At 67.7% G+C, this 25,649-nt stretch carries 23 protein-coding genes; 3 read left to right on the top strand and 20 right to left on the bottom strand.

Annotated elements, in window-relative coordinates; all coding sequences use genetic code 11:
- Positions 1–25: 25 nt before the first annotated feature.
- Positions 26–709 (bottom strand): peptidase M22, encoded by a 684-nt coding sequence (locus KF715_03325; protein ID MBX3735697.1) that lies wholly within the window; start codon positions 707–709, stop codon positions 26–28.
- Positions 710–938: 229 nt separating this feature from the next.
- On the opposite strand from KF715_03325, the gene tig reads away from it, so the two are divergent.
- The 3 genes from tig to clpX all read left to right on the top strand — a co-directional run bounded on the left by tig (position 939) and on the right by clpX (position 4,267).
- Positions 939–2,261 carry a trigger factor gene (tig, locus tag KF715_03320; GenBank protein ID MBX3735696.1) on the top strand — a complete coding sequence of 441 codons (1,323 nt, stop codon included), beginning with the start codon at positions 939–941 and terminating at the stop codon, positions 2,259–2,261.
- The gene (locus KF715_03315) at positions 2,258–2,878 is read left to right on the top strand and encodes an ATP-dependent Clp protease proteolytic subunit (protein MBX3735695.1); all 621 of its coding nucleotides are present in this window, start codon (positions 2,258–2,260) and stop codon (positions 2,876–2,878) included. The genes tig and KF715_03315 overlap by 4 nt, the downstream gene beginning before the upstream one ends.
- Positions 2,879–2,956: 78 nt before the next feature.
- A complete protein-coding gene (gene clpX, locus KF715_03310; GenBank protein ID MBX3735694.1) occupies positions 2,957–4,267 on the top strand; it encodes an ATP-dependent Clp protease ATP-binding subunit ClpX in 1,311 nt (436 codons plus the stop codon).
- A gap of 244 nt (positions 4,268–4,511) precedes the next feature.
- Here the strand turns inward: clpX and KF715_03305 are convergent, their stop codons facing one another.
- The 19 genes from KF715_03305 to KF715_03215 form a co-directional block, all read right to left on the bottom strand.
- On the bottom strand, positions 4,512–5,579 hold the full coding sequence (locus KF715_03305) for a M42 family metallopeptidase (GenBank protein MBX3735693.1): 1,068 nt from the start codon (positions 5,577–5,579) through the stop codon (positions 4,512–4,514).
- A 149-nt stretch (positions 5,580–5,728) separates the two neighbouring features.
- Positions 5,729–7,126: an NAD(P)/FAD-dependent oxidoreductase gene (locus tag KF715_03300; GenBank protein MBX3735692.1), complete on the bottom strand. Its 1,398-nt coding sequence runs from the start codon at positions 7,124–7,126 to the stop codon at positions 5,729–5,731.
- Between the two features lie 47 nt (positions 7,127–7,173).
- The gene (locus KF715_03295; GenBank protein ID MBX3735691.1) at positions 7,174–8,553 is read right to left on the bottom strand and encodes an exopolysaccharide biosynthesis polyprenyl glycosylphosphotransferase; all 1,380 of its coding nucleotides are present in this window, start codon (positions 8,551–8,553) and stop codon (positions 7,174–7,176) included.
- Positions 8,554–8,603: 50 nt separating this feature from the next.
- Positions 8,604–9,785, bottom strand: coding sequence for a glycosyltransferase family 4 protein (locus tag KF715_03290; protein ID MBX3735690.1), 1,182 nt, complete (start codon positions 9,783–9,785; stop codon positions 8,604–8,606).
- A gap of 3 nt (positions 9,786–9,788) precedes the next feature.
- Positions 9,789–10,646: a glycosyltransferase family 2 protein gene (locus KF715_03285; GenBank protein ID MBX3735689.1), complete on the bottom strand. Its 858-nt coding sequence runs from the start codon at positions 10,644–10,646 to the stop codon at positions 9,789–9,791.
- On the bottom strand, positions 10,639–12,114 hold the full coding sequence (locus KF715_03280) for an O-antigen ligase family protein (protein MBX3735688.1): 1,476 nt from the start codon (positions 12,112–12,114) through the stop codon (positions 10,639–10,641). Before KF715_03280 ends, KF715_03285 begins: the two co-directional genes overlap by 8 nt.
- Positions 12,111–13,220: a glycosyltransferase gene (locus KF715_03275; protein ID MBX3735687.1), complete on the bottom strand. Its 1,110-nt coding sequence runs from the start codon at positions 13,218–13,220 to the stop codon at positions 12,111–12,113. The genes KF715_03280 and KF715_03275 overlap by 4 nt, the downstream gene beginning before the upstream one ends.
- Positions 13,220–14,377: a glycosyltransferase family 4 protein gene (locus KF715_03270; GenBank protein ID MBX3735686.1), complete on the bottom strand. Its 1,158-nt coding sequence runs from the start codon at positions 14,375–14,377 to the stop codon at positions 13,220–13,222. Before KF715_03270 ends, KF715_03275 begins: the two co-directional genes overlap by 1 nt.
- Positions 14,374–15,555, bottom strand: coding sequence for a glycosyltransferase family 4 protein (locus tag KF715_03265; protein ID MBX3735685.1), 1,182 nt, complete (start codon positions 15,553–15,555; stop codon positions 14,374–14,376). The genes KF715_03270 and KF715_03265 overlap by 4 nt, the downstream gene beginning before the upstream one ends.
- Positions 15,556–15,557: 2 nt before the next feature.
- A complete protein-coding gene (locus tag KF715_03260; protein MBX3735684.1) occupies positions 15,558–16,400 on the bottom strand; it encodes an FkbM family methyltransferase in 843 nt (280 codons plus the stop codon).
- On the bottom strand, positions 16,397–17,893 hold the full coding sequence (locus KF715_03255) for a hypothetical protein (protein MBX3735683.1): 1,497 nt from the start codon (positions 17,891–17,893) through the stop codon (positions 16,397–16,399). Before KF715_03255 ends, KF715_03260 begins: the two co-directional genes overlap by 4 nt.
- Positions 17,874–19,205: a hypothetical protein gene (locus KF715_03250; GenBank protein MBX3735682.1), complete on the bottom strand. Its 1,332-nt coding sequence runs from the start codon at positions 19,203–19,205 to the stop codon at positions 17,874–17,876. Before KF715_03250 ends, KF715_03255 begins: the two co-directional genes overlap by 20 nt.
- Positions 19,202–19,834, bottom strand: a complete 633-nt coding sequence (locus KF715_03245; protein ID MBX3735681.1) for a class I SAM-dependent methyltransferase — start codon at positions 19,832–19,834, stop codon at positions 19,202–19,204. The genes KF715_03250 and KF715_03245 overlap by 4 nt, the downstream gene beginning before the upstream one ends.
- Positions 19,831–20,565: a PIG-L family deacetylase gene (locus tag KF715_03240; protein MBX3735680.1), complete on the bottom strand. Its 735-nt coding sequence runs from the start codon at positions 20,563–20,565 to the stop codon at positions 19,831–19,833. Before KF715_03240 ends, KF715_03245 begins: the two co-directional genes overlap by 4 nt.
- Positions 20,562–21,917, bottom strand: coding sequence for a glycosyltransferase (locus KF715_03235; GenBank protein MBX3735679.1), 1,356 nt, complete (start codon positions 21,915–21,917; stop codon positions 20,562–20,564). Before KF715_03235 ends, KF715_03240 begins: the two co-directional genes overlap by 4 nt.
- Positions 21,917–22,945, bottom strand: a complete 1,029-nt coding sequence (locus KF715_03230) for a glycosyltransferase (protein ID MBX3735678.1) — start codon at positions 22,943–22,945, stop codon at positions 21,917–21,919. Before KF715_03230 ends, KF715_03235 begins: the two co-directional genes overlap by 1 nt.
- A complete protein-coding gene (locus tag KF715_03225; GenBank protein MBX3735677.1) occupies positions 22,942–23,739 on the bottom strand; it encodes an FkbM family methyltransferase in 798 nt (265 codons plus the stop codon). The genes KF715_03230 and KF715_03225 overlap by 4 nt, the downstream gene beginning before the upstream one ends.
- The gene (locus KF715_03220) at positions 23,736–24,392 is read right to left on the bottom strand and encodes a hypothetical protein (GenBank protein ID MBX3735676.1); all 657 of its coding nucleotides are present in this window, start codon (positions 24,390–24,392) and stop codon (positions 23,736–23,738) included. The genes KF715_03225 and KF715_03220 overlap by 4 nt, the downstream gene beginning before the upstream one ends.
- Positions 24,389–25,648, bottom strand: coding sequence for a glycosyltransferase family 4 protein (locus KF715_03215; protein MBX3735675.1), 1,260 nt, complete (start codon positions 25,646–25,648; stop codon positions 24,389–24,391). The genes KF715_03220 and KF715_03215 overlap by 4 nt, the downstream gene beginning before the upstream one ends.
- Position 25,649: the final 1 nt, after the last annotated feature.

Here is a 25,649-nt window from a genome sequence, read left to right as displayed (position 1 = left end):
ACGAGGGAAGCCGCGCCCGCTCGGTTCATTTCGGATGCGCGGTGGCGGCGCTGTGGACTTGCGCGGACCACTTCTTGTATTCGGGGGCCTCGTGCTGGAAGGCGTCGGGGGCGGCGGTGGCGGTGAAGAGATCGGCGTCGGGGTGCGCGGCGAGCAGCGCGGCGAGGTCGAAGGCGCAATCCTGCGCGGCGCGGGGCGATTGGCTCCAGACACGGAAGGCGGTGGGTTGCCAGAGCGAGGCGGTGCCGGCGGCGAGTTCGGCCGCGGGAACGCGGCGGAGCGGCGCGACGCGGTCGGGCGCGGTGAATTCGACCACGTGCCACGTGTCGCGTCGGGCGTCGGCGATGACGGCGCCGGCGTGGCCGGCGCGGGCGAGATCGCGGGCGAGGAGGGCGAGGCTCTGGAATTGGTAGGCGGGACGGGCGGCGAGGGTTTGCCAGGTGCGCAGGGCCATGGCGACCGTGCGCACGCCGAGCATGGAGCCGGGTCCGGTGTCGAAGACGAAGGCGCGGATGTCGGCGAGGTTCAGATCGGCGGCGCGGAGGAGGGCGTCGGCGAGGGCAAAGAGGGCCTTGCCCGCCTCGTCGGAGCTGGTGCGCCAGAGCGGCGGATGGTCGGCGCGGAGCAGGCCGACTTGGACCGTGGTCGAGGCGGCGTCGACGGCGAGGATACAGCCGTGTTGGGCAAGGAGTTGAGCGAGGTTGGCCATCAGCTCGGCGAACAATGGGGAAGGGGAGCGAGCGCTCCAAGCTCTCAAATCTCAAACTCCAAAAGGCCAAACGCCGAAATGTCGGCGGGGCGGTCGAGCGCTGGCGTCGGGAGTTTGCGGTTGGGGATTTTCCGGCGCTGGGCGACCGTTTGAAACGGCTCTTGACCGGGCTCGCGGCGACGACTTACCTCGACCTCTTTTCATTCAGAAAACGCCCGAATTTAAAGCCGTGAACGTTCAAATCACCGACACCAACGAAACCCGCAAGATTCTCACCGTGACGCTCGACAAGGGCGAGGTGGACACCGAATACAAGACGCTCGTCGGCGAGTTCGCCAAGCAGGCGAGCCTGCCGGGCTTCCGTCCCGGCAAGGCGCCGGCCGCGATGATCGAGAAGCGCTTCGCGAAGGAGCTGAAGGAAGAGTTCAAGGGCCGGGTGGTGAGCAAGGCTTACCGCCAGGGCCTCGAGGAATCGAAGCTCGATGTGATTTCGATCGTCGACGTGGAAGAGGGCGAGTTCGCCCCCGGCCTGTCCGCCGCCGTGAAGGTCACGGTCGACGTGCGTCCGGAGATCAAGTTGCCCGAGTATGTGGGCATCACCACCGAAGTCGCCTCGACCGAGCCGACGGACGAGGAGATCGAGAAGGTCATCGAGGGTCTCCGCAGCGAGCGCGCCGACTTCAAGGTCGCCGAGCGTCCCGCCGCGAAGGGCGACTACGTGCGCTTCGGCTACACCGGCACGCTCGACGGCCAGCCGTTGACCGAGGTCGTGGGCGACAAGGCGATCTACGCCGCCGCGCCGCAGACTTGGGAAGAAGTCGAAGGCGCCAACGAGGGATTGCTCCCGGGCGTCAGCAAGCTGATCGCGGGCCTCGCGAAGGGCGACAAGAAGGACGTGACGGTGACGTTCCCGGCGGATTTCGCCGCGGTGCCCGCGCTGGCCGGCAAGTCGGTCGTTTACGCGATCGAGGTGCAGGAAGTCCGGGAGCGCGCGCTGCCGCCGCTCGACGAGAAGTTTTTCAAGGACAACCAGGTCGACTCGCTCGACGCGTTGAAGGCCCAGATCAAGGCGAGCCTCACCGGCCGCAAGGAATACGAGAACCGCGCCAACCAGCGCCGCCAGATCACCGACGCGCTCATCGCGCAGGCGAACTTCCCGGTGCCGGAGAGCCTCGTCGCCAGCGAGCGCGACGGCGTGCTCCGCCAGTTCATCGAGGAGAACATGCGCAACGGCGTGCCGCAGGAAGAATTCGAGAAGAACAAGAAGGAGCTCTACGACAGCGCGTCGAAGGCCGCCCTCTCGCGCGTGAAGGTGCAGCTCGTCCTCGCGAAGATCGCCGAGGTCGAGAAGCTCAAGGTCGACGAGAAGGACCTCAATAATTGGCTCATGCGCGAAGCGATGCGCTCCGGTCAGAAACCGGACAAGCTCGTCAAGGAACTCGGCAAGGACCGCGAGCAGTTCCGCGCGATCCAGCAGCAGATCCTCTTCGACAAGTCCCTTGATTTCCTGGTGTCCAAGGCTACCGTCAAACCGGCAGCCGCCACCAAATGAGCTACTACGTTCCCATCGTCCTCGAAAACACCGGCCGCGGCGAGCGGTCGATGGACATCTACAGCCGCCTGCTGAAGGATCGCATCATCTTCATCGGCACCCCGATCGACGACGTGGTCGCGAACTTGGTGATCGCGCAGATGCTGTTCCTCCAGATGGAAGATCCGAAGAAGGACATCCATCTCTACATCAATTCGCCCGGCGGCGTCGTCACGGGCGGCATGGCGATCTACGACACGATCAACTTCCTCCAGTGCGACGTCGTCACGTATTGCATCGGCATGGCCGCGAGCATGAGCACGGTGCTCCTCGCCGCCGGCACGAAGGGCAAGCGCTTCGCGCTCCCGAACAGCCGCGTGATGATCCACCAGCCCAGCGGCGGCGCCGGCGGCCAGACGGCCGACATCGCCATCGCGGCCAAGGAAATCCTCCGTTGGCGCGAGACGCTCAACAACGTCATCGCCAAGCACACCGGCAAGACCGCCGACCAAGTCGAAAAGGATTCCGATCGCGACTACTACATGAGTGCCGACGAGGCCAAGGCCTACGGCATCGTGGACCACGTCGTCACCTCGACGCGCGACGCGCAACAGATTGCTGGCACCGCGACGGCATAAACCGCGCGGCATAAGGCAAGACTAGGCGGGAAAAATCCCTCGACTAAGCGGCTCTAGGGGCCGATACCTAATTACACCATGGCCAAATCGTCGCGCATGACCCTGTGCTCGTTCTGCGGCAAATCGCAGGCGGAGGTCCGCAAAATCATCGCGGGCCCAGGGGTTTACATCTGCGACTCCTGCGTGAACGTCTGCAAGACGATCATCGACCGCGAGGTGAAGTCCACCCCGGCCGACGCTCCGACGACCAACAAGCCGGCCTTCCGCCTGGTCAAGCCGTCGGAGATCAAGAAGGTCCTCGACGACTTCGTCATCGGCCAGGACCACGCCAAGAAGGTCCTCTCCGTCGCTGTCTACAATCACTACAAGCGCCTCAATTTCGACCCGAGCCAGGCCGCGCGCGATGGCATCGAGATGCCCGCGGAGTTCACCGACGTCGAGGTCGAGAAGAGCAACATCCTGCTCGTCGGCCCGACCGGGTCCGGCAAGACGCTGCTCGCCCGCACGCTCGCGAAGATCCTCGACGTGCCGTTCGCCATTTCCGACGCCACGACGCTCACCGAAGCCGGCTACGTCGGCGAAGACGTCGAGAACGTCGTGCTCCGCCTGCTCCAGTCGGCGAACTACGACGTCAAGAAGGCGGAGTGCGGCATCATCTACATCGACGAAATCGACAAGATCCGCCGCACCACGGAAAACGTCTCGATCACGCGCGACGTCTCCGGTGAAGGCGTGCAGCAGGCACTGCTCAAGATTCTCGAAGGCACCGTGTGCAACGTCCCCCCGCAAGGCGGCCGCAAGCACCCGAACCAGGAATACATCCAGGTCAACACCTCGAACATTCTCTTCATCTGCGGCGGCGCGTTCGTCGGCCTCGATCAGGTCATCAAAAAGCGCGTCGGCCATCGCTCGCTCGGTTTCCACATCAACGACAAGGACCACGAACTTTCGCCCGACGAGATGATGCGCTCCGTCGCGCCCGAGGATCTCGTGCGCTTCGGCATGATCCCGGAATTCATCGGTCGTCTGCCGGTCGTCTCCGTGCTCGACGAGCTGAAGGTCGAGGATCTCGAGCAGGTGCTGCTGAAAACCAAGAACGCGATGGTGAAGCAGTATTCGAAGCTCTTCGCGATGGACGGTGTGCAGCTCTCCTTCACGCGCGACGCCGTGCGCGCCATCGGCAAGAAGGCGATCGAGCTCAAGACCGGCGCCCGTGCACTTCGCGCCATCCTCGAGAAACTCATGCTCGAGGTCATGTATGAGCTCCCGCAGCGCGACGACGTCGTCGAGGTCGTGATCGATCAGGCCGTCGTCGAAGGCCGCAAACGGCCGACGCTCAAGAAGGCGTCGAAGAACTCGTCGACTTCCTCGAGCAAAGATGCGGCCTGAGCGCCGCAGAGCGCGAGAGTCAGGCAAACAAAAGGCGCGGTGAAAACCGCGCCTGATTCGTTTTGGGACCGGCCCTTGTCGCCGAACCGATGGCGTCAGAGTAGCGGGAGCTGGAAGCTCCCGCTACTCTGACCGGGTCTCCTCGCGAAGGTCGGCTCAACAGTCACAGACGAAAACGAAAAAGGGCCGGCGGAAGCCGGCCCTACTTGGCGCATCACGGAGTCGCGGTGGGTAACGCGACGCGTCACCAGTTGAAGCTCTCGTCCTTCTTCACCGACTTCGCGAACTCGACGAAGAGCTTCACGCAGTTCTCCACGTCCTCGAGGTCGACGACCTCGCTCGGCGTGTGCATGTAGCGCAGCGGAATCGAGACGAGGCCGCAGGCCACGCCGCCGCGGGCCATTTGGATGGCGCGGGCGTCGGTGCCGGTCGGGCGCGGGTCGGCCTCGAGCTGGTAGGGAATCTTCGCCTTCTTCGCGCATTCGACGAGGCGCGTGTAGACCTTCGGATTGATGTTCGGACCGCGGCAGATGATCGGGCCGCCGCCGAGCTTGGTCTCGCCGAAGCGGCGGTTGTCGCAGTCCGGATGATCGGTGGCGTGGCCGACGTCGACCGCCAGCGCGACGTGCGGGTCGACCGCGAACGCCGACGTGGTCGCGCCGCGCACGCCGATTTCCTCCTGCGTGGTCGCGACCGAGACGAGTTTCGCGCCGAGCTTCGCCTTTTCCTTCTTCAGACGGACGAGCGCTTCGCCGACGACGTAGGCGCCGACCTTGTTGTCGAAGGCCCGCGCGGTGCCGACGCTGCCGTGGATGAGTTCGAACTCATGGTCGTAGGTCGCGACGTCGCCGATCGCCACGCGCTTGAGCGCCTCGGCCTTCGAGCCGGCGGCGATGTCGATCCAGATCTCGTGCTTCTTCGGGACTTTCTTGCGGTCCTCGTCGTCCATCAGGTGAATCGCGCGTTTGCCGGTGACGCCTTTCACCGGACCGTTGGCGGTCTGGATGATGACGCGGCGGCCGGAGATGATGCTGAGGTCGTGGCCGCCGATGGTGTCGAAGTAGAGATAGCCGTCCTTGTTGACGTAGGTGACGATGAGGCCGAGCTCGTCGATGTGGCCGGCGAACATCATCGTCGGCGCGCCCTTGGCGTTCAGCGTGGCGTAGCGGCAGCCGAGGGCGTCGTTGGCGTAAGCGTCGGCGTGCGGCTCGACGAATTTGTCGTAGACGGCTTGGGCCTGCGCTTCGGCGCCGGAGGGCGACTTGGCGTGGAGCAACTCGGTGAGAAAAGCGGGAGCGACGTAATTCGACATGGCTCTACCTGTGTTTCAACGCGGCGCGTGCCGCAAAAGGAAAATCGCCGGAGCGAACCACGGGCGACAGGCCGTTCGCGCGCGCTTCGGGACAAAGCTGCGCCCCATGGAGGCCCGTTTTGCGGGCCGAACGGGCAACCGACGACAGCTCAACTCGGCCGGACTTTCTCCGCGATCTCCTCGAGCGGATAGGTGAGGATTTCCGCGAGGGTCGGGTGATACCACGGCGCGCGGAGCAGGTCGAAGACGGTGCTGCGCTGCGCCAGGGCGATGGAGAAACAGTGGATGAGCTCGCCAGCGTCCTTGCCGACAATCTCCGCGCCGAGGATGCGTCCGCGCTTCGGTTCGGCGATGACCTTCACGTAGCCGTATTTCGCCTCCATGAGGATCGACTTGCCGTGGTCGTCGAACGGGTAGGAGGCGGTCAGATAGTCGATCCCGTCCTCTTGGAGTTGCGATTCGAGCCGGCCGACGGTGGCGAGTTGCGGGTCGGTGAAGACGACGTTGAGCAGGAGAGAGTAGTCGATCGGCTTGATGCCCTTGATGCCGAAGGCATGGCGCACGGCCAGCTCGGCCTGCTGGATGGCGATGTGGACGATCTCGGCGGGACCGGAGCAATCGCCGGCGGCGTAAATGTGTGGTGCGGTCGATTGCTGCCAGCGGTTGATGACGATCTGGCCGCCCGGGCGGGTGCGGACGCCGGCGGCGGCGAGGCCGAGCTGGGCGGTGTTCGGCTCGCGGCCGAGCGCGTTGAAGAGGTGCGCGGCGCGGCGGACGATCCGCTTGCCGTCGTGTTGGAATTCCACGGTGGTGCCGCGCGCGTCCTGCTTGATCGCGGTGATTTGCGTGCCGGCGAAGAGCTCGATGCCTTCGTCGACGAAGGCGCGTTGCACGACGGTCGAGGCGGCTTCGGAGTGGTCGCGCAGGATGTTGCGGCTGCGTTGGACGAGCGTGACCTTCGCGCCCATGCGACTGAGGAATTGCGCGAGCTCGCACGCGACGATGCCGCCGCCGAGGACGATCACGCTCTTGGGCAGGAAATCGAGATCGAGCACGTCGTCGCTCGTCCAGAATTTGGCTTCGGCCAGCCCGGGCACGGGCGGCACGGCGATCTTCGAGCCGGTGCCGATGAGGAAGTAATCGGCGGACAGCCGCTGGCCGTTGGAGAGCTCCACGGTGTGCGCGTCGACGAATTTGGCGTAGGCGCGGTGGAGGTCAAATTTCCCGCCGGCCAGCGCTTGCTGCCGGTAGGCGGCGAATTCGCCGATGATCTTCACCTTGCGGGCGTGCACGGCCTTCATGTCGGCTTCGGCGCCGCGCACGCGCAGGCCGAACTTCGCCGCGTGGCGCGCGTGGTGGAGGATTTCGGCGCTGTAGAGCAGCGTCTTCGAGGGCATGCAGCCCTTGAGGATGCACAGGCCGCCGAGTTCCGGGGCGCCATCGACGATGGCGGCGCGTTGGCCGAGGGAGGCGGCGAGGCGGGCGGCGTTGAAGCCGGCGGAGCCGCCGCCGAGGCAGATGAGGTCGTAGGATTTGGTGCGAGCCACGGGAAACGGATAGTCAGCCGCGCGGATTATTCCAGCGCGCGACCGGTTCAGCGCCCCTTGCCGAAGAGCATTACGTGAATCGTCTTCAGCACGATCGACGCATCGAGGACGAACGAGAAGAACCGGATGTAGTAGAGGTCATACTCGAGCTTGCGCATCGTGTCCTCGAGATTGGCGCCGTAGGGATAATTGACCTGCGCCCAGCCCGTGATGCCGGGCTTCACGAGGTGGCGGAAGTGGTAGCACGGGATCTTCTGCTCGTATTCCTCGACGAGTTTCACCCACTCGGCGCGCGGACCGATCAGGCTCATGTCGCCGCGGAACACGTTCCAAAGCTGCGGCGCCTCGTCGAGCCGCACGGCGCGGATGAAGCGTCCGATCGGCGTGATGCGGTCGTCGTGCTCGCGGGTGTAGGGATCGCCGGCGTGGTGCACGCGCATGGAGCGGAGCTTGTAGGCCTCGAAGAGCACGCGGTTGCGCCCGACCCGGGTCTGGTGAAAGAAAATCGGTCCGCGATCGGTCAGCCAGATGATGGCGGCGAGGATCGGCAGCAACGGCGCGAACAGCAGCAGCCCGATGCCGGAAAGCACGATGTCGCTCAGACGCTTCATGCGCTCGAAGACCGGCTCGCGTGCGATCTGGAAACCTTCCTGGAAGAGCCACGTTTGGTTGAGCCGGTAGAGGGGAATCTTGCGCCAGTAGACCTGGTGGAAGAGCTCGAGGGTGTAGGTCGGCACGCCGGAGAAGCTCAACTGGACGAGGCGCTGCGCGACGGCGGAGGGGAGCTCGTGGCTGGATTCGCGCAGGATGATGGCGTCGATCTGCCCGGAGTATTCCTCGAGGTAGTCGACCACGTCGCCGAACGGCGGAGTCGACACGCTCTCGCTACGGGGGCGAGCGAGGGGGGAGCGAACGAACGTCTCGTGCGTGGCGTAGAGCACCGATTGCTTCATCGCGTTCTTCCGGCACTCCTCCTTGAAAGCGAGGCAGGCTTCAGGGCTGCCGAGGAAGAGGAAGTAACGCTGCTGTTCGCCTTGGTGGACGTTTTGGTAGAAAATCCGGCGATACCAGAGCGACACCGGGATGATCGCCAAATAGGAAACGGAGGTGACGAAGCGGCTGGATTGCAGCTCGAAACCCGCCGGGATGAACGCGTAGGTGAGCAGCAACGTCAGCAGCAGAACCCCGACCTGCGCGATCACGTGCAGCGAGGCGTAGGTGATCGACAGCATGTCGGTGCGCGCGCTGTAGCCGTCGATGAGATAGACGCCGAGGAAGTGAATCACCACCGGCAGGATCAGCGGTGCCACGATCCACTCGTGTCCGTAGCCGACGCCATACAGCCACGCCACGAGGTTGAACGACAGCGCGACGGCCAAGGCGTCGAGAAAGACGAGCGCGATCGTGACTTGGCGGGCCTTGGTCATGCGGTGACGGGAGCAGCTAAGCGGGCGGGAGTCGGTCGAGGCAACGTCGATTAAGCCCGGCCGACGAGCGAACCGAGCAGCCGCTCCCACTCAGCCAGGCGGGTGCCAAACGCGAATCCGCCGGTAAATTCGGCGCGGGCGGCGCTATGCAGGCGCGCGATCTCGCCGGGATCAGCCCGCCAGTCGCGAATCGTCCGGGCAATCTCCGCTGCATCGCCGGGGGCGAAAGCCCGGCCGGCGTGGCGGGCCAGCGTCGCGCATTGCGAGTCGGGCGCGCCGACGAAGATGACCGTGCGACCGGCGGCGAAGATGCCGGCGAGCTTGCTCGGGAAGACGCAGCGCTCGAAGCCCGGCCGCAGCGTCACGAAGTGCGCATCGGCTGCCGCGAGTGTCGCCGCGAGCCGCGCGCGCGGCTGCGGCGGCAGTAGGCGAACATTCGTGAGCGCATGGCGGGCGACGAAGTCCGCGACCTCCGGCCAGCGCGCGCCCGAGCCGCTGAGCACGAAGTGGATCGATGGTTCGTCGCGGAGCTGCAACGCGGTGGCGAGCAGCGTATCCATCTCATGCACGCGGCCGAAGTTGCCCGAATAGGCGACGACAAATCCGTCGCCGACCTGCCACTCGGCGCGCACCGTTGCGATCTGCGCCGCGGTGGCGGGCGTCTCGAGTTCACGCGGGGCCCAGTTGTTGGAAATCAGCGAGCGTTCGCGCGGCACGCCGGCGGCGCGCACGGCCGCGAGCATGTCGTCGCTCAGCACCACGCAGGCGTCGGACGCGCGCCACGCGGCGTTGCGCGCAAGCTGCAACGGCCAGAGCAGCGGCGCCGCCCAGATGCCGAGATGCCGCCACACGACTTCCGGGTAGATATCCTGAATCCATTGCACGACGTGCGCGCCGCGCGCTCGCGCGAGTCGCGTCGCGGCCACGGCGAGCAGCGGCGGATCGGTTTTCAGCACGACGATGTCGCCGGGCGAGACGAGCGCGGCGAGTTGCCGGCGTGCGGCCAGCAGAAAGTGCGAATAGCGTCCGACGCGCCCGGCCGGCTCGGCGCCGGTGCGATGGATCGTGATTTCCGGCGGCACGCCGGCGGCGGGTGTCGTGCCGCTGGCGATGACGTGCACGTCCCAGCCGCGCGCGCCGAGAGCGAGGGCGAGATCGGTGAGCAGCTGGGCGGTCGCCGCCTCGCTGGGCCAGAAGACGCGATTGACGAAGATGATTTTCCCGCGGAGCACGGGTCAGTTTTTCTCGCGGCGGAGCTCGGCGGCCTTGGCGGCGCTGAGGAATTCATACCAGCCCATCAAACGGCAAAAGACGAAGCCGCGATAACCGTCGAGAAAGCCGGCGCGCCAGACGTAGTGGTAGAGGAAGCGCAGCGTCGGACGGAACGGCAGGCGCCAGGCGAGCTGACGCAGGCGCCGCTTGCGCGCGAGTGCCGCGTCGATCGACGGATCGCGCGGGCCGCCGGAGACGGCGAGTTGCTGGCGCGCTTCCCAGTTGGAGTAGCGGTTGTGCTTCTCGACCCAAGTGGCGATGTCGGGGAAGGCGTAGTGCTCCATTTCGCCGCGCAGGTAGCCGGCGGTGCCTTCGAGGAGCACGTGCTCGTGGACCTCGTTGTCGCCGCTGCCGGTGTCGCCGGTGGCGGCGGGGCGTTCGTAGCGGCCGAGGCGATGGCGGAAGAAGCGCAGGTTCCAGCTCGGGTAGTAGCCGCAGTGGTTGAGCCAGCCGTCGAGAAACCAGAAACGGCGGTTCACGTAGTAGCCGGCGTGAGGCGGATTCGCGGCGGTGGCGATGGCGCGCATCTCGGCGGCAAGTTCGGGCGTGGCCCGCTCGTCGGCGTCGATGATGAAAACCCAGTCGTTGCGCCACGGCACTTGGGCGAGCGCCCAGTTTTTCTTTTTCGGAAATTCGCCGTTCCACGCGAAGTCGACCACGCGCGCGCCGGCGGCTTCGGCGATGGCGCGTGTGGCATCGGTGCTGCGCGAGTCGATGACCACGACCTCGTCGCAGAACGCGACCGAGGCGAGGCAGGCGGCGAGGTTGGCCGCCTCGTTTTTAGCGGGGATCAGAACGGAGATCGGGGCGCGGTCAGTCATTGACGAAAGTGCCGTCGCGCCGCTGGGCGAGGAGGTCGAGACGGGCGTAGGCGGCGGCGGTGTAGAGCGTGACCCAGAACGCGATCATCACGGACGGATTGGCGAAGGGGAATTCCACCCACGCATAGAGCAGCACGATGCCGCAGCCCGCGAGCAGGTAGCGCGGGACGGGCGATTCGACGCGGCGCCACGGGACGTTCCACAGCGGCATCGCGCCGAGGAGCAACAGCAGACCGGTGCCGGCGAAACCGACCTCGGCGAGCGATTGCAGCCAGTCGTTGTGCGCCTCGGCGTAGAACGGCTTCCAGCCGCCCGGGCCGGGATCGGGCGCGGAGTTGTAGATCATGAAGACGTTCGCGTAGGTCTCGAGACCCCAGCCGAACACGGGTTTCGCGGCCGCCATGTTCCACGTGTCGCGGTAGAGGCGCAGGCGCGAGTTCAGCGTCGCTTCGCCGTGGATCTCCTGCAACTGGCGCACGGTGGTCTGCGTGCGGACGGCGATGACCTTGCGGCTCAACGCGACGATGCCGACCGCGGCGATGAGCGTGACGAGCACGACGCCGGCGATGGGAATCACGAGCGATTCGTGATGTTCCCGGCGCGTGCGCACGAGCCGGAAGAGGAAGTGAACCACCGCTCCCATCACGAAGGCCGCGAGCAGCACCGAGCTCGAGCGCGAGCCGCTGAGCGGTGCGGTGGCGGCGAGCAACCCGGTCGCGACCGCACCGGAAAGGACGGGCGAATGCCAGAGGTCGCGGGAGCCTTCGCGGCGCAGGGTGTGGAAGAGCAGCGCGAGACACGCCGCGGTGTTCAGCACAGTGAAGGCACCCCAATGGTTGTGATAGATGAACGAGGCGAAGAAGAATTCGTTCGGGGATTTCACGCGGCCGAACCAGATGCCGTCGGAGTGGACGAGTTTTTGAAACGTGCCGAAGATCGCGAGCACGACGGCGTTGGTCCCGAACACCACGAGCAGACGGCGCAGGTGGCGGCGGCCCTGGATGACGAACAGAATGTTGTAGGCCGAGAGCACGATGCCGTTGAACTGCCACAACTCGCGCAGCGAGAGCTCGGGCCGCGCGCTGCTTGGCAGCCATGGCCAGCGCGGCGTCAGATGGCGGAACATCGTCTCGCCCAGATAAACGACCTTCTGTGTGCTGGGATTGAAGTAGCTGAGCAGCACCAGCGCATCGAACGCCAGCAGCGGCCAGAGGTGGCGCGACAAGGCGCGGGTGGCGTCGCCGCGCGACGAGCGGCGCCCCGCGGTCATCAGGAAAAGCGCGATGCCGATCGAGCCGAGCACGAGCAGCAGGTGGCGCGAGAACGGCGCCTGGCCGCCGTAGCCCCAGGAAATCGCGACCACGAGCAGCGAGACGTGGGCAACGACGACGCTTTCCCAAAGTCCCTCCCGGCGCGACCGGATGGGCGCGGGACGGAAGGTGCGTTCGTTGGCGGAGGCGGAAGTCATCGCGGCAAACTGGCGTAGAAATCGAGCAGCGTGCCGGCCGCGCTCGCCCACGTGAATTCGTCGGCCACCCAGGCGCGGCCGCGCGCGCCTTGGGCCGCGAGAGTTTCGGGAGCGGCGGCGAGTGCGCGCGCCAGCGTCGCGTCGAATCGCTCCCACGCCACGCAGGCACCGGCGTCGTGCCGGTCGAGGCCCTGCCACGGCGTCGTGTCCGTGACCAACGCCGGCACGCCGGCCGCGAGCGCTTCGGCGACGACGAGGCCGAAATTCTCCGAATGCGACGGCAACAGGAAAAGCTCTGCGGCCGCGAATGGCGCGGGACGTTCGCGGCCGTCGACCACGAGCACGCGCCCCGGCTCGGCCCACTGCGCGACCTCCGCGACCGAGTATTCCTCCGGCACGCCGGCGACGAGCAGCAGCCAGTCGGCGGGCGCGCGGGCGAGCCAGAGTTCGACGAGTTCGCGGAGGCGCTTCTTGCGGTGGAAACGCGAGTAGAACACGGCGACCCGGCGCTCGCGGAGCACGGGGAACTCGTTGCGCCACGCGGCGCGCGCGGCGGCGAGTTCGGCCGGGGCGGGAATTTCGACGCCGTTGGGCGCGACGCAGATCGGCTGGGTGAAGCCGCGGCGGCGGATGTCGTTCGCTTCGTCGGCGCTCGTGGCATGCCAGCCGGCGGCCGCGCGGAGCGCACCGGGATGCACGAGCCAGTCGGCGATTCGTTTGCGCCAGCGGCGGTGTTGCCAGGCCCATTCGGTCAGCATGCCGCGCGGCGAGATCACGAGCGGAGCGCCGTGGCGGAGCGCGGCGTCGTGCGCGTAGCGCAGAGTCAGCAACCACAGTGCGTGCGAGTGGACGACGTCGTAGCGCGTGGCGCGCAGATGGGCGGCGAGTCCGGCGGAGCGGCAGAGCCAGCGCGGCGCCTCACGGGGAAACACGGTGACCGGCGCGGCATCCTGCGGGCCGGCGGGCAGCATCGACTGGCCGGGCTCGAGCGTGGTGAGGAGCGCGGTCGGCGTGCGGGCGGCCATGGCGTTGGCGAGTGCGCGCACGGATTTCGAAGGGCCGCCGTGGCGGTCCTCGAGGCTGGGCACGACGTGACAGAGCGGCATCAGCGGATCAACGAGGCGAAATCTTCCAGCAGCGCGTCGGCGAAGACCGGGAAGTCGAAGCGCCGGACGTCGGCGCGCGCCGTGGCGGCGATTTGCTGGCGTCGTGCGCCGTCGCGCAGCGCGGTGCCGAGGGCGGCAGCGAGGCGCTCCGCGGCGTCGGGTGCGGCGTGGTCGAAGACGAAGCCGTTCTCGCCGTCGCGGACGAAGTCGCGGAAGCAGGCGAGGTTCGAGACGACGGGCACGGCGCCGGCGGCCATCGCCTCGGCCACGGCAACGCCGAACGTCTCACCCTCGGCGGCGAGGCTGGGGTAGCAGAAGACGTCCATCCGTTGGTAGATGGCGGCGAGCATGCGGTCGTTGAATTGCGGATCGAGGAGATGGAAACGCTTGCTCGGGAGCGCGACGGAGAGGCGTTGAAGCAGGCCGTTGCGGAAGGCCGAACCGGAGCCGCCGCGAGCCACGTCGGCCGGACCGCAAAGCAGGACGCTCCACGGTGGCAGATCGGATTGCGCGGCGAGGATTTTTGCCGCGTCGGCAAGCAGCATGAGGCCCTTTTCGGAGTGGATGCGTCCGACGAAGCCGATCGTGAGTTCACCCGGGACGCGCGGCGGCAGCGAGGCGGGCTCGGGTTGATGGGTCGAGAGCTGCGACCAGTTGATCGGGTAACCGGTGATGCGGATGGCATCGGCGAGCGCGGGATTTTCCTCGATGAGGCGTTCGCGGACGAGGCTGCTCGGGGCGAGCACGCGCGCGAGCGCACGGTAGCGGCGGTATTGGCCCTTGGGCATGCGGCCGCACATCACGACGACGCGACCGGAAGAGGGACTCCAGCGTCCGAGCCACATGGGCAGCGAGACGGCGTTGCAGATCACGATGTCGGCGGGCGGCAGGGCGCGGAAGGCGCGCCAGCTCCAGACGAAGTCGTGGAGGAGATTTTTCCAGAGCTGCGAACGATGGTCGTGGCCCGGCAGACGGCGATAGGTGACGCCGTCGAGTTTTTCGACGGCGGGGTGGCCGGTCCATTCGCGCGAGAGGGAAACGACCTCGTGGCCGCGCGCGGCGAACTCGCGGCCGAGGGCGAACCACGTTTTCTCGGTGGAGCCGCCGCTGATCGGGGGCACGGGAAGAAAGAAGCCGTTGACGATCGAGATCTTCATCCGCGAGGGGGCAGGCTCGCGAGGGCGGAGACGAGCCCGGCGGTGGTTTGCGGGTAGGTGTAATCGGCGACGCGCTCGCGGGCGGCTTGGCCGAGGCGATCGAGTTCCTCGCGCGGCGCGCGCAGGGCGGAACGCAGCGTCTCGGCGAGGGCGGCCGAGTCGTGGGCTGGGAAAACCCAGCCGGTCTCGCCGGGCGTGACGAGGTCGCGCTGGCAGCCGACGAGATCGGAGACGAGGCACGGCAGGCCGAGGTGCATCGCTTCGTTCACGGCGAGGCCCCAGGTTTCGTAGAAGCCGCGCGAGGGAAGGGCGAAGATGTCGGCGGAGAGATAGCGCGACGGCATCTCGGTCTGGTTGGCGAAGGGCAGGAAACGCACATCGCGGTCGCGGCGGGTGCGGGCGAGTTCCTCGAGGCGCGCGCGCTCCGGGCCGTCGCCGACGAAGACGAGGGCGTCCGCGCGGGTGCCGACGGCGTGGAAGGCTTGGAGCAGCTCGAGCGGTTGCTTGCGCTCGTGGAATTTGCCGGCGAACAGGACGACGCGGCGGCTGTCGAGCCCGAGCTCGCTGCGTAGGCGGGCGGCGGCGGCGCGCGTGGCGGCATCGCCGGCGTCGAAGCGCGCGGCGTCGACGGAGTGCGGCGCGAGGAAGATTTTTTTCGCGGGCACGCCGAAGGCGCGGAAGTAGTCGCGATTTGCCGCGCCGACGCTGGCGAAGGCGGCGAACTGGCGGAAGAGCGTGCCGAGGGCGAGGCGGCGCAGGAACGTGGGCGCGCCGCGGCCGAGGAGGTGCGAATCGCCGCGGAGGATGACGGGCACGCGCGCGCGGCGCGCCCACCAGAGGGCGCGGAGGTGCGAGCGCCAGTTGTAGCCGAAGAGCAGGAGCGCGTCGGGTTTCCAAGCGGCGAGCCGCGCGGAGAGCGCGGGGTTGTCGAGGCCGTTGAAATGATGGGTCCCGGGATCGCGGGCGACGTTGGGAACGAATTCGGATTCGTAGCCGGAAAGCAGGTCGAGGTCCCACTTGATGGTTTGTTCGAACTGGGGATCGCGTTGGGCGGTGACGCCGAATTCCCAGAGGTAGAACACGCGGAACTCGAGGACGCGTTGCGCAGCCATCCACTGAAACCACGGGCTGTAATACTGCACCGGGTGGGAGAGGACGATCGCGAGGCGGCGCGGCACGGTCAGGCGGGCGGGAGGAGGCCGCTGGAGGGGTGGATGAACACGGCGTTGTCGCCTTCGCCGGAGAGGACGCCGGCGGCGGGGACGAGGCGGTTGCGGCGCGCGACGTAGGGCACGTAGCCGTGGGAGCGGAGCGTTTCGCCGACGCCGGGGCCGGAGTCGCCCATGATCTCGGCGTGCACGGCGCCGATCTTGCCGGCGGCGAGGGCGCGGGCGGCGCCGGCGAGCGCGCCGGGTTCCGCGCCTTCCATGTCGAGTTTCCAGAGGTCGATGCGGTCGAGGCCGAGGCGCGCCATCTCGTCGTCGAGCGTCACGAGGGGAATCGCGTCGCCTTCGATGGCGTCGAGGCGGTTCCACGAGCCGTGGGTGGTGGCGTCGCCGACGGAGCGAAGGAACGCGGTGCCGGGCGCGGCGGCGAGGCCGTGCGAGCTGATGGAGACTTGGGCGAGGCGGTTGGCCTCGACGCAGCGCGTGAGCCAGGCGCGGGCGTCGGCGCCGGGTTCGTAGGCGAAGATGCGCGGCTGCGTGAGCAGTTGGGAGAAGTAGAGCGTGGTCTGGCCGATGTTGGCGCCGGAATCGACGACGGTGCGGATGCGGTCGCGGTTGGCGAGGAGCCAGCGCCAGAAGGCGTAGCCTTCGTAGTAGCCGTAGACGATCCAGCGGTGCGGCGGGGTGGCGAGGTCGAGTTCCCACGGGATGCCGGCGTTGGTCTCGATCCACGCGACGCCATGGCGGGCGAGGGTGCGGGAGAAGAGGCGCTCCATGAGGCCGAGTTTGCCGGGGAACTCCCACGGGCGCAGGCAGCGCAGCGGGAGAGGGAGAGGAACGAGCTCGGGGATTTTCATGAGCCGAAGGAGCGGATGAACATGGGCACGCCGAGGACGGCGACCAACGCTTGGAAGAGCGAGCTGAGCCAGATGCTGAGGGTGAGCTCGACCTGGAAGCTCCAGGCGATCAGCACGACGAGGAGGAGGCCGCCGTAGGAGACGAGCGGACTCTCGGAGCCCCAGCTGGTGACTTTTTTGAGGATGGAGCCGATGAGCAGCGCGAGCGTGCCGATGCCGAACAGGCCGAAGTTCGCGTAGGCTTCCGAGAGCATCCCGAAGCCGATGGTGGTTTTCTGGGTGTCTTCCTCGGTTTGGAGGCCGAAGTAGCGCGAGAGGGTGTTGGTGCTGATGTGGCCGACGGGTTTGTCGGGCCAGAAGAAGCGCGGCACGAATTGCCCGGGGATGTGCTTGTAGGTCTCGCCGTAGAGGTAGGGCTGGCGGTCCGGGCACGACGAGATGACGAGACACATGATGTGGAAGAGGGAGGTGCGCTCGAGGAGCTTGGTGGTGGAGGCCTTCTTCTTCTCCTCGTCGCTGGCGATGCTGATGCCGTTCTCGATCCACTCCGCGTAGAAGGAGGGCAGGTCGGTGATGCTGATGCCTTGGGCGTCGGGCGCCCAATATTTCGCGCGCAGCTCGGTCTTGCCGTTGTGGAGAATCGCCAGGAAGGGCACGACGGCGATGAGCAGTCCGAAGGGCAGGCGGCGCGCGGCGGAGACGTAGCCGAGCAGCGCGAGCACGACCATGGAGATGCCGCCGACGAGGAAGAGCGACGCACACTGCAGGATGAATTGGATGATGAAATTCGTGGCGAAGAAACTCATGTCGCGCCGGGCCAGCGTGCCGGCACCCCAACGGCGCGAGGTCAGGAACGTGGCGACGATGCCGATGCCGTAGAACGCGGCGCGCAACACACCCTCCGTTTCGGTGGGGATGAACTTGAAGAGCAGGTCGCGATAGAAGGTGCTGAGCGCGGTGTAGATCGTCGTCAGCGTCATGCCGTAGGCGAGGTAGCGGCTGAGTTTTTCAGTGACGATCGGTTGCGTCCAGAAATCGGTTTTGCGCGGCTCACCGCGCACGAGGAGATAGGAGAGGATCGCGAGGGTCTGAAACAGGATGACGCTGAGCGCGGCGGTCGTGATGATGTCCGGGTGATAGAGGCTGAGCTGTTGGTGGCCGCTGAGCAGCGGGATCGCGTAGGCGTTCACCGTGGTGAGCATGAACGTCTCGAAGATGGGGAACGGCTTGTTGTTGCCGCGGGCCCAGAGCAGGGCAGGGAGGCAGCCGAGTGCGAGAATGATGAGCCCGAAATAGAGATGCAGCGGGTCCTCGACGTGCGCGGACTTCGCGTAATACAGCGTGAGGAAGGCCAGGCCGATCAGGCCGAAGCGGAACAGGCTGGGGTCCTCGCGCTGGCCGGCAGGACGCGGGGCATTCAGGTAGTCGACGACCGCGGCGTCGGGTGACGGCTCGGGCGGAGGCGGAGGAGGTTCAGGATTTTGCGGGAGCATCGGCGGAGCGGGCGAGCGCGGCGTCGAACAGGGAGCATTGCCGGCGGGCGAGCGCGGCGGCGGTCAGTGTTTCGGCGAACCAACCATCGCAGCGGGGGGAATGCAATGCCGCGCGCTCGCCGGTGGCGGAGGCGCGGAAAACCGCGGCGACCTCGTGCGCGGGCTGGATTTCATGGCCGGGGCGCATGAGCGTGACGACGCGGGCGCATTGCAGACGTTCGAGGAGGCGGAGCAAGAGACTGCCGTCGTGCGCCAGCGCGAGGATCGGGCGCTCGGCGAGGTAATACGGGTAGAGCTTCGAGGGCGAATACGCGAGGTCGTCGGTGCCGAGCAGCAGCAAACCGTCGGCGGCGCGCATCAGGCGCAGCGACTCGAGGTAGCCGACGCGCTGGGGCATTTCGGCGACGAGGTCGCCGACGTCGTAGGCTTCGGCGAGATGTTGGGCCGATCGTGTCGCGCGGCTCGGGTCGGCGTAGGAGGTGCCGATGAGGTGCAGTCGGATTTTCGCGGCCAGTTCGGGTGCGCTTTGACGCAGCAGGCGCAGCCCGGAAAACAACACGCGCAGCGAATGGCTGAACGATGGCCCGAGGCTGCCGGTGACGACCCAGTTGAACTTGTCGGCGGGCAACTCGATGGAGAGCGGCGCAGGCGGCGCGGCGCGGAGGTAGTCGAAATCGGCTTGCGGCGCGCCGAACGGAATCACGGCGTGCGGCGGCAGCGCCTTGCGAGTGTAGCGGCGGCGCAGTTCGCTGAAGTAGTGGGGCGAGACGCTCATCAGGCCGGCCGCGTCGTAGAAGGTGCGCTCTTCGAAGAGCCAGGCGGTGAAGCGGGCGAACTGGTATTTCCAACCGCCGGGCGGACGCGGCGCGCCCGGGCGGTCGTAGTAGTCGCTGCGCCAGGGATCCTGCAGGTCGACGACGTAGGGCACGCCGTAGCGGCGGTGCCAGAGCCGGCCGAGCGGCGTGACGAGGTATTGCGTGGTCGTGAAGAAAACCAGGTCGAAGCGCTCGCGTTCGAGCAACGGGATGGCGGCGCGATTCAGTTGGGCGACGCAGCGGAGGCCGAGGTTGTTGATGCCGACCCAGCGCGTCACCTCGCGCGCGAAGGCGTCGCAGTAATGCACGCGCACATCGGTCGGCAGGCTGGGCAGCAGCGAGTCGTCGTGCCAGTCGGCGCGGTGGCGTGGGTTGACGGCGAGCACGACGGGTTCCCAGCCGTGGGCGCGATAGTAGGGCAGGCTCATGCGCACGCGCTGGCAATCCGGTGCGTTCACCGGCGGAAAATGCGGGCTGACGATGAGGACGCGTTTCACGAACGAGCGGGGCGCGGACGCAGCACGCGGACGTCCCAGATCTGCTTGCCGTCGGCGCTCATGACGGCGGTGGCGTGGATGGTCTCGCAGACGGTGGCCATGCGGCGCCATTGGGCGGCGTAGGCGCCGAAGCGGAAATGGGAGAGGAAGAACAGGCCGCCGGGGGCGAGGTGCCGCGCGAACGCCTCGAGCGTGGCCGCGGGGTCGTGCGCGTAGCCGATGCATTCGTTGAACGAGATGGCGTCGAACTCGCCATCGGGCCGCCACGTCTCGTAGTTGCCCTCGATGAATTCCATGCGGGCGAGGTTGAGCGCCCGCGCGCGGGCGACGGCTTCGGTCGAGAGATCGACGCCGAGAAAGCGTGCGAACGGATAGTGGCGAAACACGGTCGCGAGCCGGCCGCTGCCGCAGCCGAGGTCGAGCACGCGCGGCGTCGAGGGGAAGTGATGATTGATCGCGCCGGCGAGCACGAGGTTGCGCGGCAGTTCGTCCCAGCCGAAGAAGTGATCCCAGTTGCCCGAACTGTATTCGCGATCGAGCGCGTCCTTCGCGATGGGGCGACCGAAGCCGGCGGGGTCGCGGACGAGGCGTTGCAGGAGACGGTCTTTCAGGCGGGCGAGGGATGTCATGGGAGGTGGGTGCGATTGAAGTAGAATTCGTGCTCGGCGAGCGCGGCGGCGACGAGCGCGGCGGGCAAGGCGGCGGCTTGCGACGCGTGCGCCTGCCAGGCGCGGCGTTTCGCGTCGAGCCAGGGTGCGGTGGCGAGGCGGTAGTTTTCGCCGCGTCGCAGAAGTTGGCTGCGCAGACGAAGGGGATTCCACCACGCCCACACGGGGTATTCCCAAATCTGCAGGCTCATGCCGGCGAGCACGCAGGCCTCGCGGGCGAGCCAGAAGACCGCGTCGTGCTCCGTGCTGCCGCCGCCGAGGAAGGGAACGAGCACGCGCGCGGGGCGGTGGCGTCGGAGGACTTCGGCGAGCGCGCCGAGCACGCGCGTGCGCACGTCGGCTTCGAGGCGGTCGAGGTCGCCGTCGGGAGCGTCGAGGAAATCGGCGCATGCCGGCGGCAAGCCCAGGAAGCCGAGCGCAGCCAGAGCTTCGGCGCGGCGGTGCGCGGCCCGCGCGGGGCGGGTTTGGCCGGGCGCCCAGTCGGCGCTGGCGCTGTCGGAAACGAACACGACGTGCGTGGGCGTGCCGCGCGCGGCACGCGAAGCGAGCAACGCGCCGCAGCCGAGCGTCTCGTCGTCCGCGTGCGGGGCGAGCACGAGCAGCGGAGCGGAATCGGACGGGAGGACCCGGCTATTGGCGGCGAGGAGGCGGCGCAGCAGGCGACCGAGCTGGAGGCGCGCGAATTCCTTCACCGGGTGCCTCCAATGGGATTCGACAGGTAGTCGTCGATGTCGAAGTCGTCTTCGGGCGGCAAGGAGTCGCGGAGCACGCGATTGAAAATCCGCAGCTGGCGGATGGAGACGGCGGCGGCGGTGTATTCCGCCTCGAGGCGCGCGCGGTCGAGTGGCGGCAATGCGGCGGCGCGCTGCTCCGCGAGTCGCGCGATGGTTTCGGCGATGAGATCGGCGGCGGCGGTGGGTTGCGCCGGGTCGAAGGGAGCGAGCGCGGCGCCGCCGAGCTCGTGGATCTTCGCTTCGAGCACGCTGTCGCGCGGGGCGATGGCGAGGGCGGGCGTGCCGGAAAGCAGCGTGGGGTAAACCTTCGAGGGCGAGTAGGCGCGGTCTTCGGAGCCGAGGAGGAGCGCGATGTCGGCTTCAAGGAGAAGTTGGAGCGCGTCGAGGTAGCCGATGCGCGCGGGCCGCTCGTGGATTTGCGCGCTGATGCCGTGCTTGGCCGCGAGCGCGGTAGAGGTTGCCACGCCGGTGCCCGCCTGGGCGTAAGAGGTGCCGTAGAAGTAAAGGCCGACCCGGCGATCGGCGAGCCGCGTGCGCGCGATGCCGGCGAAGAGCGCATCGAGCGCCGGAAGCATGTCGGGACCGAGGCGGCCGGCGTAGGCGATCTTCAGCTCGGGCGTGTCGGGCAGGATGCGGGGCACCCGGGGCAAACGCTCGTGCACGAGCGCGAAATCCGCGTCCGGCGCGCCGAAGGTCACGACGCTCGCGTGGTGGGCGTCGAACCACGCATAGCGCCGCCGCAGCACCTCGATGTAGGCGGAGGAGACGCTGATCACGTGCGCACAGTTCCGGAGCGTCCAGCCTTCGAGCAGCTTGGCGGAAGCGTAGGTGAAGAGGTATTTCCAGCCGCCGGGCGGCTTCGGCGCGCCGGGCTGGCTGTAGTATTCGTTCAACCACGGGTCCTGCAGGTCGATCACGTAGGGCACGCCGAACTCGCGTTGCCAGAGGCGTCCGAGCGGACAGAGGACGAATTGCGTGGTGGAAAAATAGACGAGGTCGAACTTCTGCTCGGTGAGCAGACGGGTGCCGGCCTCGTAGAGAAACGGCAGCGAGCGCAGGCCGAGGTTGTTGATGCCGACGAAGCGGGTCCAGCGGCGCGAGAAGATCGGCGCGCGGACGATGTGGATGGGCTTGGGCAAGGTGGCGAGCAGGGCGGGCTCGAGCGGCGCCATGGGCTCGCGGTCGTCGACCGTGAGCACGACGACTTCCCAGCCCGCGTCGACGAAGTGCGGCAGGCTCATGCGCACGCGCTGCATGTCCGGGGCGTTCACCGGCGGGAAGTGGGCGGAGACGATGAGCAGGCGCGGCATCAGTGCACGAGGGAGCGGTAGACTTCCAGATAGCGCGGCGCGACGGTGGCGAGGCTGAAACGGCGCTCGACGTCGCGGCGGCACGCGGCGCGGTCGAGGTCGCCGAGACGGCCGACGGCGGCGACACCGTCATCCACGCCCGTGATGAAGAATCCCGTGCGGCCATCCTCCACGATCTCGGGCAAGGCGCCGCGCGCGCAGGTGATCACGGGCGTGCCGCAGGCGAGCGCCTCGGGGAAAACGATGCCGAACGGCTCGTTCCAGCGAATGGGCACGATCATCGCGGCGGCGCGGCCGAGCAGGTCGTTTTTGCGGACGTCGTCGACTTCGCCGATCCACTCGACACCGTCGCGGCCGAGGTGCGGCTCGACTTCGCGGCGGAAGAAATCGGCCTGCGGACCGGACGTCGCGTGATTGCCCGCGATGAGCAGGCGCAGACCGGCACGGCGCGCGATGGCGATGGCGAGGTCGGGGCCCTTGATGTCGTCGACGCGACTGAGAAACACCAGCGGCGCATCGGCGGGCACATGCGGCACGAAGGTGAATTTCTCCAACTCGACGAAATTCGGGATCGCCGTCCAATCGCCACCCTGCGGCCGGCCCATGCCGCAGATGAAATCGCTGCAGCCGGTGAAGCGCAGCGTGCGGCCGCCGAGGCGGGCGACGAGTGCGAGCTGACGGCCGCCGGTGTGGCGCTGGTAGGACATCACGACCGGCTGCCGTGTCGCGAGCGTCGGCAGCAGGTAACCGAGACGCGAGAAGCTGTGCACGACATCGGGGCGGAACTCGCGCACAGCCCGACGCAGAGCGAGGGCGTTGCGCAGCGTCGGCAGTGCGCCGGCGATGCGTTGATCGGGCCATGTGAAGAGTTTCTCCGCCGGCGCGGTGGAGTCGCGATGGGCGAGCAGCCCGGTCGCATGCCCGTCGGCGGCGTAGCGGCGGATGAGGGCGTCGACAATGCGCTCGATGCCGCCGTAGCCGAGCGGCGGCACGGGAATCATCGGGTCGCAGGTGAAGAGAATCCTCATGGAGTGGCGGCGGCGGGAATCCAGACCAGGCCGCGCGTGTCGGGCGCGTGCGAGTAGCCGCACGAAGTCAGGAAATTCGGGATGGCGGCGGGATCGAGGCCGCGTTGTTGCAGAAGGTTCGGGTGCAGCTCGAGGAAGAGCGCGCGGACGCGTTGCTCGCGGAAGATTTCCGGACTGCCGAGGATCGCTTCGTGCTCCCAGCTCTCGATGTCCATTTTGAGGACGAAGGGGCTGTCGATGGCCAAGCGGGCGAGGAAGGCGGAAAGCGTCAGAATCTCGATCGACTGCTTTTTCAGCGGGTAGCGCGTCGCGGTGACGAAGCCGGTCGAGCTGTTGTTCATGTCCGGCGCGAGCTGAAGTTCGGCAGTGCCGGCGTGGTCGGAAATCGCGACCGCATGCGTTTCGACGCGAACGGTGTTGAGCGCGAAATTGCGCTGTAGCACCGGTTGCAGACGGAGTTGAGGTTCGACGGCGACAACGCGGCCGGTTGGGCCGGTGAGGCGAGCGGCGGGCACGCAGATGAAACCTTCGTTCGCTCCGACGTCGACGAACGTGTCGCCGGGCCGGAGGAAACGGGCGAGGAGACTTTCGGTGGCGACGTCGTAGTGGCCGTGGGTGGCGACGCGCTGGCCGGCGTCGCTGGCCGGGTCGATCCAGAACGTGCCGGCGGGTGTCGTGATGACACGGCGGCGGAGGAAGAGCAGGCGCTTGATGGCGACGGCGAGCGGCGCGGGGCGCACGGAAAGGAGCGCGCGGCCGAGCCGCAAGGCGAAGGAATCGGCAATTGTGCTCATGGGCGTCCGGCGGCTTTTTTCACGAGACGAAGCAAGGTGGTGCGGTCGGCGGCCTCGGGCGGCGCGAGATCGGCGGCGATTTCCGCCTGGACGCCGTAGCGTGCGGCGAACGAAGCCGCGATCTCGGTCGTCGCGGCGGTCAAGTGCGCGGCGCGAGGCAGCATGGTGGCAAGAATGATGCGGACGGCGGAGCGGAGCACGGGATCGGCCGCGGGATCGGTCGAGGCGTCCGCGAAGAGCGCATCGAGGTCGGCGCCGAATTTCGCGTGCGTGCGGTCGGCCGCCGTGGCGGCGGCGGCGATGCCGGCGACGCGGTGGCCGATGTAGTAGTGCGCGTCGACTGCGGTCGCGGCGGCGGAGAGTGATGCGGCCTCGTCGCCGTGGACACGGAACGCGGTCTCGAAGGTGGCGAATGGAGCGAGCGGCAGCAGCCGGCGGGCAAGACTGCGGCGGAAGCCTCCTAAGCCGGCCGGAGCGGCAACGGCCGTGCGGTCCCACATTGCGTCGCTGCCCGGCGCGCTCGCGCCCTGGCCGTGCACGACGTGCACGCGATAGCCGGCGGCTTGCAGCGCGTCCGCCTGCTGCGCGACGCGCAGGGCGTCGGCGAGCGGCGCCGACGTGACGAGGCAGATCAACTTGGGGGCATCACTCATCCGAACAGTCCTCCTTCGCGCAGGACGGCGGCGAGGCGCGCGCGGTAGTCGGACCATTGCCAGCCGGCGGCGGTGCGCAGCGCGGGTTCGCGCATGGCGCGCAGCTCGGCGCGGTGGGCGAGGCACCAATCGACGCTGCCGGCGATGGCGGCGGAGTCGGCGGCGGGAATCAGCAGGCCGTTTTCATTGGCGCGCAGCAGGTCGGCGGCGCCGGCGGAAGTCGTCGTGATGACGGGCACGCCGCGCGACCACGCTTCGGTGACGACCATGCCGAAGCCATCGCACAGCGTCGGGAAGATCAGCGCGTCCGCGCGGTGCAGCGCGGCCATGAGTTCGCTGTGCGGCACCGCGCCGGCGAATTCGATGCCCTCAGGCACAGGTTGCACAAGACGGTCGGGCAGCGGGACGGAGCCGTAGACGCGCAGGCGGGCGTGGCGGCCGAGGCCGTGCGTGCGCCAAGCGTCGAGGAGGTAGTGCGCGCCTTTGCGGACGGAAAATGTGCCGGCCCAGACGAGCTCGAGCGGGCCGTTGCGCGTGCCGCCACTGAGGGCGAGTTCGCGGTCGACGACCGGTGGCGCGCCGTAGGGGACGACGCGGACTTTAGACACGTCGAGGCCGGCGGGCGCGAAGCTGTTGCGCGTGAACTGCGACGCGGCGACGACGAGATTGGAGCGTGTGAATTCGGCGTGGCGGCGCGCGATGCGACCTTCCTCGCGATCGGCGGTCCATTGGTGCCACGGCGTGATGAGCTCGGGGAATTTCGCCGCTTCCCGGTCGAGCAGCGCTTGCACGAAACGCGGCTCGGGCGCGGGCATGTCGTAGGCGACGCGGATGCCGAGGGCGTTGGCGCGCGTGATCGTGGCGAGCGAACTGTATTCGAAGGCGTAGACGCCGGTGAGCCCGGGATGGAGGCCGCGCGCGACGGCAGCGTCGAAGGCGTGCTCGGCGCGCTCCCAGACAAAATCGGTGAGGCGGCCATCGCGGTCGGCGCGGGCGGTGGCGACGCGCAGCAGTTCGCCCCACGGGCGCGAGACGACTTTTTCGAGCGGCACGGCGGAGACGGTGCGGCGGCGGAATTCGCGTTCGAGATCGAGGCCGACGAGGCGCCCGGCGGCGAAGGCGGCGCGCTGCGCGGCGCTGGAGGCGTCGTAGCGAATGCTCGTGATGTAGGAATCGAGCTGGCCGGCTTCGTGGAGCGCGCGCGCGGCTTGTTGCACGAACGGCGCGACCATCGGATGAAAAATGCGGACGCTCATG

Origin of the sequence: Candidatus Didemnitutus sp., assembly GCA_019634575.1 — a bacterium.
In the GTDB taxonomy this organism is placed as follows: domain Bacteria; phylum Verrucomicrobiota; class Verrucomicrobiia; order Opitutales; family Opitutaceae; genus Didemnitutus.
Note: the sequence above shows the minus strand (reverse complement) of the source record. Positions and strands in the feature narration are given on the sequence as shown.

Coding starts and splice junctions, on each gene's coding strand:
- KF715_03275 (MBX3735687.1), bottom strand. CDS start 13,220: ATGCCGCTCTGTCACGTCGTGCCCAGCCTCGAGGACCGCCACGGCGGC.
- KF715_03315 (MBX3735695.1), top strand. CDS start 2,258: ATGAGCTACTACGTTCCCATCGTCCTCGAAAACACCGGCCGCGGCGAG.
- KF715_03280 (MBX3735688.1), bottom strand. CDS start 12,114: ATGACTTCCGCCTCCGCCAACGAACGCACCTTCCGTCCCGCGCCCATC.
- KF715_03255 (MBX3735683.1), bottom strand. CDS start 17,893: ATGCTCCCGCAAAATCCTGAACCTCCTCCGCCTCCGCCCGAGCCGTCA.
- KF715_03225 (MBX3735677.1), bottom strand. CDS start 23,739: ATGAGCACAATTGCCGATTCCTTCGCCTTGCGGCTCGGCCGCGCGCTC.
- KF715_03295 (MBX3735691.1), bottom strand. CDS start 8,553: ATGACCAAGGCCCGCCAAGTCACGATCGCGCTCGTCTTTCTCGACGCC.
- KF715_03285 (MBX3735689.1), bottom strand. CDS start 10,646: ATGACTGACCGCGCCCCGATCTCCGTTCTGATCCCCGCTAAAAACGAG.
- KF715_03325 (MBX3735697.1), bottom strand. CDS start 709: ATGGCCAACCTCGCTCAACTCCTTGCCCAACACGGCTGTATCCTCGCC.
- clpX (MBX3735694.1), top strand. CDS start 2,957: ATGGCCAAATCGTCGCGCATGACCCTGTGCTCGTTCTGCGGCAAATCG.
- KF715_03230 (MBX3735678.1), bottom strand. CDS start 22,945: ATGAGGATTCTCTTCACCTGCGACCCGATGATTCCCGTGCCGCCGCTC.
- KF715_03235 (MBX3735679.1), bottom strand. CDS start 21,917: ATGCCGCGCCTGCTCATCGTCTCCGCCCACTTCCCGCCGGTGAACGCC.
- KF715_03270 (MBX3735686.1), bottom strand. CDS start 14,377: ATGAAGATCTCGATCGTCAACGGCTTCTTTCTTCCCGTGCCCCCGATC.
- KF715_03305 (MBX3735693.1), bottom strand. CDS start 5,579: ATGTCGAATTACGTCGCTCCCGCTTTTCTCACCGAGTTGCTCCACGCC.
- KF715_03245 (MBX3735681.1), bottom strand. CDS start 19,834: ATGACATCCCTCGCCCGCCTGAAAGACCGTCTCCTGCAACGCCTCGTC.
- KF715_03260 (MBX3735684.1), bottom strand. CDS start 16,400: ATGAAAATCCCCGAGCTCGTTCCTCTCCCTCTCCCGCTGCGCTGCCTG.
- KF715_03220 (MBX3735676.1), bottom strand. CDS start 24,392: ATGAGTGATGCCCCCAAGTTGATCTGCCTCGTCACGTCGGCGCCGCTC.
- KF715_03215 (MBX3735675.1), bottom strand. CDS start 25,648: ATGAGCGTCCGCATTTTTCATCCGATGGTCGCGCCGTTCGTGCAACAA.